This window comes from Bacillus cereus group sp. Bc031, assembly GCF_027716265.1.
GTDB classification, from domain to species: domain Bacteria; phylum Bacillota; class Bacilli; order Bacillales; family Bacillaceae_G; genus Bacillus_A; species Bacillus_A paranthracis.
The window spans coordinates 1-13143 of sequence record NZ_JAQFUL010000047.1 but is presented as its reverse complement, the minus strand read 5'-3'; the positions used below and the strand labels follow the sequence as shown (position 1 = coordinate 13143).

Here is a 13143-nt window from a genome sequence, read left to right as displayed (position 1 = left end):
AAGAAAGGAGAATTAACATGCAACAAAACGCCCGTATTCATTCTTTAGACATAATAAGAGGTATCGCCACACTATGTATCCTATTTGCGAATCTACCCACTATGACGGGACTAGATCCCTTTAATCAGGCAGGTTACACCGGTACAGATAAAACGATTCGTTTTTTAGTAGATTTGTTTATACAAGCAAAGTTCTACACTATTTTCGCATTCTTATTTGGAGTAGGATTTTATATCTTTATGAAAAATACAGAAATAAAAGGATATCATATGTATAAGCTATTTACCCGGAGACTATGTATTTTACTAGTCTTCGGTTTACTCCACTTCACCTTTCTATGGTATGGAGATATTCTACATGCGTATGCTATAGCTGGATTTATTCTATTGTTCTTTTATAAGCGATCTACTAAGCTTATTTTTATAACTGGTTGTAGTTTCCTAACGGTTAGTTATGTATTACATATTATTGTATTTTTACGAGCAAGTTCTTCTATTACTGAAGTACCAAATTACTATCAATATATGTTTACAGGTAACACTACCAATCACACTGTAAATCTATTTATACATTATTCTCATCAAGTAAAAGCACGTCTTTTCTTTCTAATGACTCAGGAATTCCAGCAACTACTCATAGGAATTCCGGAATATATAGGCTTATTTTTAATCGGGTTATGGGCTGGTAAGAAAAATATTTTTAAAAGGGTACCGGAATTAATAAAGAAAATTAGATTTTTACAGTGGAGTTCGTTATGTATCTCATGCCTTCTCTCTTGTCCTATTATCTACTACTTTATAAAAACAGATGTCTATTACTCTCAGGATGTACAACTATGGATTCTATTTGGAGGGAAAATGCTAGCTATATTCTATATTTGTACTCTACTGAGAGTTTGTGAGAATAAAAAATATATAGAATGCCTGCACCCCTTTATGAACGTTGGCCAGTATGCTTTAACGAATTACATCACTCAAAGCATACTTACGCTTGTGATTCTTTCGTGGTGCTTTAAAGATGTCTCACACTTATATTACTGGCAACTATGTATCTTTGGGCTTTTAATTATTTTTGTACAAATACTATTCAGCAAGATTTGGAGTAAATATTTCCGCTATGGTCCTATTGAGTGGATATGGAGAAAAGGAATTTATAAGAAATAGACTATTTTTTACCAGCTACATGCAATTAACTGAAAAAAATGTTAAAATATTATATGAAAGATTAAAGATATATTTGTGGTTGTAAAATGGTGTTATTAAAATTAAAGTGGTTCAAGTCAGAGAAAGGCACCTTTTGGTGCTTTTTCTCTGACTTGAACCTATATTCCATAGAAATCCACTTAACATAATATAAGGTAATATTAATTTAATTATAAAGATAGGTGATAATATGTTTAGTATTAACAATAACCCTCGAAAAAGTAAAATACGAAAAGTTAAATTACAAGTACCTGGTGATGTGAAATATGAACTTCACACTACTTATAACTTGTTATTAAAGGAGGGATACCAGGTTTTATCTGTAATCAATATTAAAAATGGTGGTATCATTGTGTACCGTCATTTATATGAAGATACCAATTTATACGAAGAAAATTCTATTGTATTAAAAATTCGATTAATTACAAATAAAGGAACGGTTTTCCCTGAGCCATATCTGTACGCACATTATATATCGGCAAGAACCACTATAGACCTTGCTGATATATTTATTGAAGAACCAATACGTAACTTGGGGTTAGGAAGCATATTAATGAAACATTTACTACAAATAGCAGTAGAATCTCAGGTAGACAAAGTAACTGGTCTTATGGTTAGTGATGATAGTCAACATAAAGCCAAACAAATTAATTTTTATATGAAACATGGATTCGAGATATCTGGTAATCGTCTTTTATGGAAGCAAAGCGCATAAAAATCAAAAATATTAAATTTACAAAAAGAGGATGCTATACCTTTTATTGAGTATAGTATCCTCTTTTAAAACATCCTATTTCAATGTCATGTGTGCAAGCACCACATTTTTATCAAGAAATCTGAAGTATGACAACAATTAAGTTCATACTAGCATGAACAACAAATGATATTAGTAACCTATTGGTACGCACATATACTACAGCAAGTACAAGTCCAATTAAAAAATAACCAAATATAAACGGAAAATCAAAATGCATAATAGAAAAGAACAATGAGCTTATTATTATGCTCCAAGTTTGCTTAAACTTAGACATTAAAATGTTTATGGCCGCATAACGAAAAACAAACTCTTCTACTAACGGTGCAAGAAGAACAATTGAAATAAGTGCCACAGGAGATATTGCTGCTGCAGCGACTGTATTAGACGTATTTGCTGATTGCGTAGTTAGCTGAAATACACTCTTATCTAATACACTACCAACCATCTGCGCAAGAAATACGAATATGATCCCAACTAAAATCCATATGAATGATTTTCTTGATAATTTAATCGATAACTTTGGATCACTTATTAATTCTTTACTATATATAAGAAAAAAGATTATCAGCGTAAGTGAAAACCCAATTAGTTCCCAATGCACAAGAAGTTTTTGGATTGCTTGCTGTTGGTTTCCCTGAATATCATACCAACCTGTCTTTGCTAGCAATAGTACACCTATTATCCCTACAAATTGTGTCATAACAAAATAAATCAAAATGACGAAACCCGATTTATATTTAATACCACTACTCATATTCTTAATTCCATCCTCCACTTTCTTTATCTTTTCGATACCACTCATTACAGCAACAATAAGCACAAAATGCTAGATAACTAGCATTTCAGCTACTAATCGCTCCCACATAATTATTCTGCTTAGTTTTCTAACAAACTAATTCGTTGTAAAAACTTAACTGCAAAGTACCCTCTAAACTCTTCTAGAAAAACCACTTGCGTGCCACTCTCTGCTGTAAACTGATCTGTCCTACAAGTCCATACTTTTCCGTCATAACGCTTTGCCTCTAAGCAAGTGTGCATTACTACCTTGTCGCCTACCTTTAATCCGTCCATCACACCAAATACCGTTTGATATACTTCTTTATATCTACGTTTTATGAAATCAACTTGCTTCTTTGTTCTAACATTTGCAAAACGTCCCTTCATATAATCCGAGCAAACGTGATCTATATCTTCTGGAGGACCGGTAAAGTAAGTAGAGCATTGCTTACCTCCACTTGTTGTATAAGTCATTTCCACTCCACCACGTTCATCTTTTATCATTTCAAGTGTTGGCTTCATGCTTGCACCTCTTTTAATTCCACCTTCAATTTCTCTTGAAATCTCACAAATGTTTCATTTGAAAATCGAACAGCTGCACTTGGATATTTGTACTGAAAAAAACCGTCGTCAAATTGTATCTTTGTTTTGTCGTACCAATATTGAAATGCTACTTCATTTGAGTAATCTTCCAAATCTACCTGTAATTCCTCAATAAGCTTCCATTCTGTCCTTGCATCATCTTCTGTAAAGCGCCCTTCTCTGCGATCATATAGCAAATTCTTTTTGATATAAGTAATGGTTCCTTCAATATCAACCACATCTTCTTTTGCAATTTTGCAAAGTATCTGATCCGGTCTTCGGCTAATTAAGTATTCTTCTATACTTTTGTTTCTTCCTAATGAAAACCAATGAGAAAAGTTACCGAAGTCTGTAACAGCTGTAAAAACTCCGGATTGATCGTATAAAAATACCCCCCATCCTTCTCCATCTACTGACGGAACTGTATAACGATATGCGGCTGTTTGTGTCATTCTCATTTCTCCTTTTTTGTATGTAAATAAAGACTTTGTACAGTTATTTTGTTCGCCAATTTTTGTAGGATAACGCTCCTTTGTAATACGTAAAATCAACTCTAGGCAAAAGAATCCCCAGTTCCCTTCCGTCTTGATGAATACCAAACCAAATACCTTCATTTTCCCATGTATCCCGTCCTAATCGAATTTCTTTAAAGCTACTTACATACGGGTACAAAAATCTTTCTAAATAGGATTCATACGTATTTTGAAACATTGGAAAATATGCAGATACATCGGACATAGGGTCTTTATATTTTTCCTTATAATATTCGTAAAACTTCTCTCCCTCTATATCTAAAAAGAATTGAAATTCAATGCTTTCTTTCCCTTCTGGTGGAAATAATACATATATATCTTTAAACACTAGCTTCCTCCGTCCTCTTTATAAATGTTATATATTGATTTAACAATTATAATTCCATAGATATGTATCAAACCTCATGCAACCTTCAAATGCTTTAATCCCATTTCAAGCGCACCAGTTCCACCAAATCCTTGATTAAATAAAAGGGGAACATCATACTTCTTTGCGTACTCTTTTGCTACATCAATAGATACATGGCCACATGCACCTTTTTGAATGACAATAACATCACATTTTTTTATAACACTTCGAAAGGTTTTCTTTACGCCTCCGTGATTTTTCCCATCATGGAAAATAACCTGGCAATCTCTTTTTTTGGCCAACTTCTCTAACGTTCTTCCATTTGATCCACCTAAAACTAGAATTGTACTCATTCCCATTCACTCTCCTTATCTTTCTTCTTTATGTACGTACTTGGTGATGTTAATAACACAAGTGTACAAGCTACAATATTCATTAATACGAAACAAATTAATAATAATATAACGAAAATTGGTGACAACAAGATGAGAATAAAGCCACTTACTACCAAGCATATAAAAATAAAGCCATTGCTCATGTCTTCGTAACCATCTAGTCCTTGTACAATATTCAAACTATGCATCCATACTGTGATACTATCCCAATTTTCTATTAACAGATAGCCACCACCCAACAGAAAAGCCCAGCCAAGCAACGTTCCTAATAATCCAGAATTTCGTCCTATATAATACCCCGAAACAAAATTCGCAGCAGTACCAATTAACATTCTCATTTGTATTCCTCCATATCCATTTCATTTAGCGTTATATACAAATTTCTTTTAACCATGGTTTTATTATATCAGAAAATTATGAATATTAAATAAATAATTTTAGGTACTCTTTATTTTTTTATAAAAGGGTTGTGTTTTTCTCCACAACCCTCACTTTCTTCTTAATCCACAGGTACTTCTTCTTGTCCATGTGGAATTTGTTCAATTGGTGTTACAATTTGAGCATATTTGTTTACCTGCACTTTAAATTGTCGTGGTTCTAAGAAGTTTACCTGTTGAATTAAAACTTCAATATGAAACGTATCTACTTTTTTCCCACGATCAATTTTGGTAATACGCGCATTGTAAAACTTATCTCCATTTAGAAAATACCTTTGAACAGCTTCTGTAGCCAGCATACGCTCATTACTTGTCATCTTCATTGGTTCAATACCAAATCCAGCCTTTGTAAACAAATACGGAACATCATAACTACTATTAGAAATTTTTCGTAGTAAATCCTCTACAGTTTTTGTCTTTGCGATATATTCCTCTTCCTTTGTATCAAATCCCTTTGGCTTATCTCCAAGCATCTCGATTTCATCTTGATTGACTTGCTCTTCCTCTTGTACTTGAGATTTCATCATGTAACGATGAATCGTATTATAAGTAGCAACGCCTACTACCAACACAATAATCCCCAATATAACTAAGTACTTACGAGGCAGATTCGCTAACACATTCATGACTTTCTTCATTTCTTCACATCCCATATCAGTCTATAACATTACGAATTTGCGTCATATGTTGACCTCTTGCCGTATAGTTTAGACCTGTAATTTGTACACCTTTATTATCACCAATATGAATCATTCTTTGATTCCCCATATAAATTGCAACGTGCCCTGGGTTTTCATAGAAAATAAGATCCCCTGGTTGTGCATGATTGATATCTGGTACTGGTTTACCTTGTCCGACTTGAGCACCTGTCCAATCTCCAAGTTGTACACCTATGCTTGTTCTAAAGACATACTGCGTAAATCCTGAACAATCTGAAGAGCCACCTGGTGGATTACGGTCTCCTAATACATATCTGACTTTTCCTTGCCCTAGCCATTTTTTCGCTTCTTCCAGTACCTTTTGTCGTTTAGCATTTGTCATGGTAGGAGAACCACCAGATGATAACCCTGGATCATCATTTTTCTTAAAGAACTTCATTGGATCCATCGGTTGATCGTTTATACGAATTTGGAAATCTAAATGGACAGCGTATCCAAGCATGTTCAGAACACCACCAACATAGTTAGAACCACCCATTTCCCCGATAATTTGTCCTTTTGTTACCATAGTTCCTGGAGTAACTGAAATCTTACTCAAGTGTAAATAACGGGATACAATGCCATTTCCATGGTCAATATAGACACCTAGACCACCGTAGTTTACATATCCTGTTTGAGCTGTAACTATTCCTGCTTCCATCGACCATACAGGGTCTCCTGGTTTTCCAGCGGTCATGGCTCCAATATCTACAGCATTATGCGGTTTGTTATTATGAATTTCATCAAATGTACCTGTAATACGCCCTGATTTCGTTGGCCATTTCCAACCTTTATCAGAAATCCATTCTCCATCTCCATTTGCTACACAACCTAAATCCTTGTAATATTTTAAAACTTTGGAAACATATGTAAAATCCCCGTAACACGCATTTACCTTGGTTCGAAAGTTATTCGGATCGGAGCAACCACCTGGATTTAAATGATTCTTACTTCTTGAGAACTCAATAGCTGTTTCTTCTGAATAGCCACCCTTTGCTAAAGCGTAACTAATAAAACCTTCGCCAAAGTTGTATGACTGCAAAGCGAGTGCAATGTCACCATTGGCCTTTCCTAGTACATCTTTAAATTCCCGTACACCTGCTTCTATAGAAATATTGGGATCTTTAATACACCCTACACGAGCATTTCCCTTTACACCAATACAAGATGAGCTCATATCTCCATATTGCCCCTCTGAAGCCTGCATCGGGTCATTTCCTGCTCCACCTGATTCCTGCATCATTTGGGCAGCCAAAATACCAACATATTGAGCAACACCATGTTTTTCTGCCATTTCTTTAATTTTTGGAAGATATCCTGTAACTTTTGCATTAAGATTGACAGGCTCCCCGCCAGGGCTCACATTACCTACACACATACCACCAACAAAATTACTAGAAGGTGCTAGATGTCCATACATACCTTCTAACATCCCGGCTTCTAATATCTCACGCGCACGCTCTTTTTGACTTTTACTAAACTTTGCGAGTTCCATAGCTTTCTCTAGCCCATGAGAAGATGTTGTCACTTTTTTACTTCCACTCGCATTAATCTCATCTATTTTTTTCTTAAAATCTGTATCTCCTAATATCTTTTTTACATCTGGTCCGGAGTAACTTTCAGATTTTGTTTTTTGCATCTCCTTTTTCTTTTTTTCGCAAGGACCATTCGGTCCCGCCTCGCATACCTCTTTTTCCGTATATTCTTCATATTGGATATCCAAGAAATATGATATAGCATCATGCGGATCTTTACCAGTTAAATCATTATCATATCGTGCCATGTCAAAGGCGACGACCTCTTTCCAATCCACATTCAAAGCCATTGAGACTTCCATATATTTTTTTACTTGTTCCTCTGTCTTATCTTCATCATCGGTAAAAGGTACAAAAGAGACTAAAATCACACACACAGCAATAATTACTCCCATTACCAAAGCGGCAGGTACTCCAACCGCTGCTACAACAGCACCCACAATTTTTAATATACCTGCTTTTAGCATTTTGGCAGCAGCTTTCGCTGCCGCCCTTCCTGCTTTTCCTGCCAATTTTGCCATCTTCCCGCGTGCTTGCATCCCTTTTTTCTTAATAAAGTGGGAAGCTACATCTTTTAAAGGATTACTTTTTTTCTGTTCATTTGGATCGTTAGGATTTTGACTCATAGACTTATCACACCATATTTTCCATTTTGAGAATTTCTTCCTCTTCGCTGCGCTAAGCGAGGATTTGGCGCAAATGGAATCAGATTTTGCGGGTCATGTTCTGATAAATTCAGATGCGTCTCTGTACGAACAACTTCGTCCTGTGTATGTGTGACTAAAATTTCTTCTTTTGGCTTAATACTACTGTCTTTCACTTCACAAGCTCTTTCAATCCTTTGGTTTGCTTGTAAACGCGTATCTCCTTTTCCGAATGGCGAAATACGTGACACTGTACCGTCTGTTGTTGTCGCAACCATGTAACTACGATCTCTTTCTACCACCATTTGTACATTCTTATAACCACCTTGGTCTAAATCAGACATATAGAAGTGACCATTGTCTACCTTGTGATTGACCGTAAGTGGTGGTTCATTAAATACCGGTTTCTGTTGCAACGGTCTTTGATTTTGATTTCCTACTAATTGATTTGGATTTACATTGATCGAGCGATTGATATTGATTTTTCCACCACTTGAATCTTGTATATAGGCTGGAGATGCTTTCGCACCATTACGATACTGCGTTAATTGTCCATCTGAAATATTTAAGTCCTGATATACGACTTGTCCAGATCGTATACTGCTATCTCCACTACCATAACGAGATACAACTTGCGTCATACCACTAGCGTCTTTTGCTTCAATCCAAGATTTATTATTTGTCGTCACAAGACGTACGGCACCTTTTACAACCGATTGCGCGCCTGTATGATCTGTTGTTGTCGGTACCATCTGTTGAATTTCCTGAATCTCTTTTGCTTCTGTACGAACTGCACTGTTATACGGATTATGTTTACTTACCATACGTGCAGTTGCTTGATAAGCACCCGCACCACCAATCACACCTGCGGCGTAACTTAAGCCTTTTGTCACATTATAGTGACGCTCTGCTGCATTCCCACCTAATGATGTATTAACTGCAGCAGTAGTCCCACTTATTACTCTTTGTACTGCATTCCCTCCGGATTGTTGTACAGCACTCGCGGCACTAAAGTATGCATTTGATACCGTATCAATGCGATCCGCAAGCATAAGGTGTTTCGCACCTTCCATTACACTCATGCCAAGTTTTGTACTTTGCTGTGTCATACGTCCCACTGCGGAAGTTGGGATAGACATTTTACCAGCACTTTGTGCAATATTCGCTACACTTGTTGATGCATCTGCATAAGAGCGTTCAATTTCCGCAACGGAAAGATCTCCTGCACGTGCTATACTCGCTTGCGTTTGTGTCGCTGCATATACAGCTTTATTGATTGCGCCACCTGTCGCAACGCCATGTGAACGAACACCTTGAATCGCACTAGTAATTCCAGAACCTACTTGTTGGCTCACCGTTCCAAGACTTGCATGGCTTTGTAAACCTTTCGTTAATTGCGAAGCAAAGGCATCTTTATTAATATACGATTGATTATGTAGACTCTTACCACTCATATCTTTTGCCTGTACGGGCATCGCTCCCGCTTGTACTGCCGCTTGTTGTGCGACTGCTTTAAATTCATTTCCTTTTTCATTCAGGTGAGACTGCCAAGCTTGCTCTTTTTGTGGTTGAGACATAGTTGGAGACAACTTTTTCATAAAGCTTGCCTGTTGTTCTGCTGCATAGCCCTGTTTAAAGGATTCTGTAGAGGCTTGTACTAGGTTCCCAACATTACTTACTTGTTTTGCTTGCTGACTTCCATTTCCACTTGTCAAACCGTGTGTTTTCACACCATTAACTGCCTTCTGAATACCTGCCGAACTGGATATACCCATAGCATTTAAACCAGGATCTTTTTGTAACTGTTGTGATAAATGAGAAGCGAAAGCTTCTTTATTCGCATAGTTTGTACCGTCTTTTTGCTGTACAATACCAGCTGATTCCGCCGCTTGTTGTGCATAATTTTTGAAGCCTTGTACTTTTTGATCTAAATGCTTATTCCATGCTGCTTCTTTTTCTTGTTGCGGCATATCTGCAGGGAATTGTTTCATAAATCCAGCCTTATGGTCTGCACTATACGCTTTCTTAAATGCAGCAGTAGAAGCGCCGACAAGAGCACCGACTTGTCCCATATATTGATGGCCACTTTCTAACGTTTCTCCTTTTACATCCTCGACTGCTTTTCCGACTTTTCCTAATGCAAGTCGAGAAGCAAACGCATCTTTATTCACATAGGACTTATCAAACAGATTATTTCCTTGTTTGTCCTTCGCATCAACTGGCATAGCTCCCGCTTTTGTTGCCGCCTGTTCTGCGTGATTTCTAAATCCTTGTACCTTTGTGTTCAGATGATCGTTCCAATGTTTCTCTTTCTCTTCTGCTGACATATTTTCTGGTAACTGACTCATAAACGTGTCTTTATGGTCTGCCTCATACCCCTTTTGGAATGCATTCGTTGCAGCCTTTACTAAATCTCTAGCATTTCCATATGGTGTAGCGGCTTTCTTCATATTTTGTAAATCTTGTTTCCGCTGATTTGAGAAACGAGACATTTGATCACTATTTGTTTTCGCTACTTTTTTAGCAATCTCTGCATCAGATGCACCAGGGAATGCTTGTTTTAAACGGCTTGCAACTGCAGAATCCGGATTATCTGCTTTCCAATTTTCAAAGTCTTTTGTAGCTAAATCCTGTGCGATATCTTCATCGGTTAGTTCCGGATAAGATTCGCCATTTAGATTTGAATACGTGTCCGCACCCTTTTTTACACTGAAACCAATATGTTTTCCTAAAGCCACAGCTCCTTCGCCGACTGCAGCAACACTTCTACCAGCCACTGCACCAGGAGCACTACCTAATGCACTTCCAACTTGCGATCCTGCTACCATCGCTCCCGGTCCAAGACCAGCTCCCGCTGCCATACCTGCAAGTCCTGTCGCTGCTTTACCAATTGAACTTCCAATTTGACCAGCTTTTAACATACGAGCTGCACGAGATGTTGTACCAACATCTGTCCCTAAATTCGCTCCTAATGCATCTTTCGGGTTATCCGCATCTTCTTTATTATCTTTCTCTCCATCTTTCTTTTCTTTCCCTTTATCTTTTGCGCTGCGGTAGTCATCACGAACACCTTTAACTAGCCCGGCCACACTTGCTAAAGCACCCATACCCATCATCGTACCTGCTCTATGAATACCAGCGGATGCATTGGTGCTAAGGCCAATAAAGCTTTTCACGATTTCACCAACTGGGATAAACATCGCAAGTAATATTAATTTTATAATAGGATTTTGCGCACCCCCAATAAGTGTAATAACTAACCATAGGGTAATTGCGTGAATCGCTTGAATTAATACTGCACCCATAAGTTCACGAATCCAATATAAAGTCTGTTGTTTCTTTTGTGGGAACATCCACATTCCTACCATTACAGGGCCTAGTAACATTAATACGTATAGTGTCACAGCACGCATTAAATAATAAAAGTTTGCCCATATCATTAATCCAGCTTCAATAAATAGTCCGAATATGATAAACATATAATCATTTTTATGGTCTTTCATTGAAAGTTCTGTAATCGTCTTATTATCTGCCAGTCCATTCTTTAATAGAGGTATTTGCTGATCTGGGTTAAAATTCCCTAACGCCTCTTTAAACTCTACTATAATCCAAGAATTTAGATCAAAAATAAAATTATAAAAGAAATCTAAATGCCAGAGGCAAATCGAGATAATCATTAAGTCTTTTGCATATTCAATTAATGCCGTGCGATTATTTGGATTCAGAGTCGTTGCTGAATATTTTGCTGCTGTAATTACTACACTGACGAGAACACAAAAAGCAACAAGTTTAAACATGACAGGCATACCGGTATCTAATACATTCGTAACTGCATTCTTTTCATATAAAAAATCTAGATTAGATTTATCTCCACCAAAGACTAGAACTGGAATAGTATCCATAAATCCATAAATAGGCGCTAGTAGGGCCTTTACCATATGGATAACAAGGCCTCCGACCCAATCTATTATTTTCTCAAGCATAATTTCACCTTCCTTTACAAAGGTACGCTACTATCCTGCGTACCCTTGTACTTTCTTCATATTGTTTAAAAGCTCTTGAAGTACCGCTTCATTCGATTCAATAAACATCATTTCTTTATCTGATGGATCTGTTTGAATCCAAACCGAACTATCTCCTACACGGAAGATTCCTTCTCCTTTTCCAGGGTTGTTTAGGATAATATCTAACTCCCCAGCAGTTAAGTTAAAGTTCTCTTGAATCTTTTTCTTATCAATCTTATTTTGTTCTAAGAAGAAATAAGAGAAAGTAGATTGCAAGATACCACGAGCTTTTACATTTTCTAAAATACGAACAAAGTCCTGACTTGCCCAACACATACCGGCATTTCTTTTACGTGAACGACGTGCTACTTTTTCTAAGAAGTTAACCGTTTGTTCATAATCGATAAACTGCCACATCTCATCCACATACAGTACTTTTCGTTTGATAGCGTGTTCTGGACTCTTAATCCAGTGCTCCCAAATATAGTTCAAGATAACGTGGAAAGCGATTGGTTTTAAGAATCCTTCTTCTAAATGACTAATATTAAAGTTAACAACACGTGATTCATTTAACTGTGTTTCTACACCACGACCAAAATGACTTTGCCCATCAAATAATGGTTTTGACCCATCACGTAAGAACGGACGAATCGTAGCGATTAACTCTTCTGCCTTCACATCGTCTCCATGATGTTCTACTATGACATCGTAGATTTCTTTTAACTCCGGCTCTGGCTTTCTTACTTGAGACTGAATTAATTGTCCATCCACCTTCTTCACTTCATCTGTATATAAAGAAGAAGGATGTGAAGTAATACCATGTTTATCAAACACTTCACGGATTGCATCTTCTAGCATCGTACGTTGGAATACATTTAATCCTGGTTGATCAAAGTCTTGCCCACGAATAATAATGTCAAAGAATCCTAGTATTTCATTGATTTTCTCTAAAATTGGTACAAATCTCACATACTTTACGCCATCACGTTCTACGAGTTCTTTCTTATCATATTGTTCAAGTGCTTCTAGTTCTTCATCTTTATCCGTAATCTGAAGCTCTGTTACAGCAATTGCACAAGGGTTAATAATGATATTACTTTCAGGTGAAATGTTTAGGTTAATACCACCTAAACGTTTTGTAATTTTTACAAACTATGATGATAGGTAAGGCTTTGATGTAATCTCCACCTTTTCCCCCACCTCACACCGTACGTGCTAGTTTCCTAGCAT

11 protein-coding genes and 1 pseudogene are annotated in these 13143 nt (G+C 36.8%); 2 read left to right on the top strand and 10 right to left on the bottom strand.

The window, feature by feature from the left end; translation table 11 throughout:
- The first annotated feature begins 17 nt into the window (after positions 1–17).
- Both PDQ33_RS17735 and PDQ33_RS17730 read left to right on the top strand, forming a co-directional pair.
- A complete protein-coding gene (locus PDQ33_RS17735; protein ID WP_048520091.1) occupies positions 18–1163 on the top strand; it encodes a DUF418 domain-containing protein in 1146 nt (381 codons plus the stop codon).
- A 229-nt stretch (positions 1164–1392) separates the two neighbouring features.
- Positions 1393–1917, top strand: a complete 525-nt coding sequence (locus tag PDQ33_RS17730; protein WP_048520092.1) for a GNAT family N-acetyltransferase — start codon at positions 1393–1395, stop codon at positions 1915–1917.
- A 112-nt stretch (positions 1918–2029) separates the two neighbouring features.
- Here PDQ33_RS17730 and PDQ33_RS17725 read toward each other — a convergent pair whose 3' ends face one another.
- The 10 genes and pseudogenes from PDQ33_RS17725 to PDQ33_RS17680 all read right to left on the bottom strand — a co-directional run.
- Positions 2030–2713 (bottom strand): CPBP family intramembrane glutamic endopeptidase, encoded by a 684-nt coding sequence (locus tag PDQ33_RS17725; protein ID WP_048520093.1) that lies wholly within the window; start codon positions 2711–2713, stop codon positions 2030–2032.
- A gap of 122 nt (positions 2714–2835) precedes the next feature.
- Positions 2836–3258: a hypothetical protein gene (locus tag PDQ33_RS17720; RefSeq protein ID WP_270756354.1), complete on the bottom strand. Its 423-nt coding sequence runs from the start codon at positions 3256–3258 to the stop codon at positions 2836–2838.
- On the bottom strand, positions 3255–3770 hold the full coding sequence (locus tag PDQ33_RS17715) for a hypothetical protein (protein WP_048520095.1): 516 nt from the start codon (positions 3768–3770) through the stop codon (positions 3255–3257). The genes PDQ33_RS17720 and PDQ33_RS17715 overlap by 4 nt, the downstream gene beginning before the upstream one ends.
- A 43-nt stretch (positions 3771–3813) precedes the next feature.
- A complete protein-coding gene (locus PDQ33_RS17710) occupies positions 3814–4179 on the bottom strand; it encodes a hypothetical protein (RefSeq protein ID WP_073542995.1) in 366 nt (121 codons plus the stop codon).
- Positions 4180–4253: 74 nt separating this feature from the next.
- Entirely contained in the window at positions 4254–4559 is a 306-nt protein-coding gene (locus PDQ33_RS17705) for a DUF2325 domain-containing protein (RefSeq protein WP_073541001.1), read from the bottom strand.
- Positions 4550–4933, bottom strand: coding sequence for a hypothetical protein (locus tag PDQ33_RS17700; protein ID WP_048520098.1), 384 nt, complete (start codon positions 4931–4933; stop codon positions 4550–4552). Before PDQ33_RS17700 ends, PDQ33_RS17705 begins: the two co-directional genes overlap by 10 nt.
- Positions 4934–5094: 161 nt before the next feature.
- A complete protein-coding gene (locus PDQ33_RS17695) occupies positions 5095–5670 on the bottom strand; it encodes a hypothetical protein (RefSeq protein WP_000757469.1) in 576 nt (191 codons plus the stop codon).
- A 16-nt stretch (positions 5671–5686) separates the two neighbouring features.
- On the bottom strand, positions 5687–7891 hold the full coding sequence (locus PDQ33_RS17690) for a lysozyme family protein (protein ID WP_048520099.1): 2205 nt from the start codon (positions 7889–7891) through the stop codon (positions 5687–5689).
- Entirely contained in the window at positions 7888–11892 is a 4005-nt protein-coding gene (locus PDQ33_RS17685; RefSeq protein ID WP_270756356.1) for a hypothetical protein, read from the bottom strand. The genes PDQ33_RS17690 and PDQ33_RS17685 overlap by 4 nt, the downstream gene beginning before the upstream one ends.
- Positions 11893–11922: 30 nt before the next feature.
- Positions 11923–13065: pseudogene (locus tag PDQ33_RS17680) on the bottom strand (VirB4 family type IV secretion system protein); the annotation flags it as partial.
- Positions 13066–13143 lie beyond the last annotated feature (78 nt).

Bases quoted from the DNA above. Each gene is read 5' to 3' on its own strand.
- PDQ33_RS17685 (WP_270756356.1), bottom strand. From the start codon at position 11,892: ATGCTTGAGAAAATAATAGATTGGGTCGGAGGCCTTGTTATCCATATG.
- PDQ33_RS17695 (WP_000757469.1), bottom strand. From the start codon at position 5,670: ATGAAGAAAGTCATGAATGTGTTAGCGAATCTGCCTCGTAAGTACTTA.
- PDQ33_RS17725 (WP_048520093.1), bottom strand. From the start codon at position 2,713: ATGAGTAGTGGTATTAAATATAAATCGGGTTTCGTCATTTTGATTTAT.
- PDQ33_RS17735 (WP_048520091.1), top strand. From the start codon at position 18: ATGCAACAAAACGCCCGTATTCATTCTTTAGACATAATAAGAGGTATC.
- PDQ33_RS17705 (WP_073541001.1), bottom strand. From the start codon at position 4,559: ATGGGAATGAGTACAATTCTAGTTTTAGGTGGATCAAATGGAAGAACG.
- PDQ33_RS17715 (WP_048520095.1), bottom strand. From the start codon at position 3,770: ATGACACAAACAGCCGCATATCGTTATACAGTTCCGTCAGTAGATGGA.
- PDQ33_RS17690 (WP_048520099.1), bottom strand. From the start codon at position 7,891: ATGAGTCAAAATCCTAACGATCCAAATGAACAGAAAAAAAGTAATCCT.
- PDQ33_RS17730 (WP_048520092.1), top strand. From the start codon at position 1,393: ATGTTTAGTATTAACAATAACCCTCGAAAAAGTAAAATACGAAAAGTT.
- PDQ33_RS17720 (WP_270756354.1), bottom strand. From the start codon at position 3,258: ATGAAGCCAACACTTGAAATGATAAAAGATGAACGTGGTGGAGTGGAA.
- PDQ33_RS17700 (WP_048520098.1), bottom strand. From the start codon at position 4,933: ATGAGAATGTTAATTGGTACTGCTGCGAATTTTGTTTCGGGGTATTAT.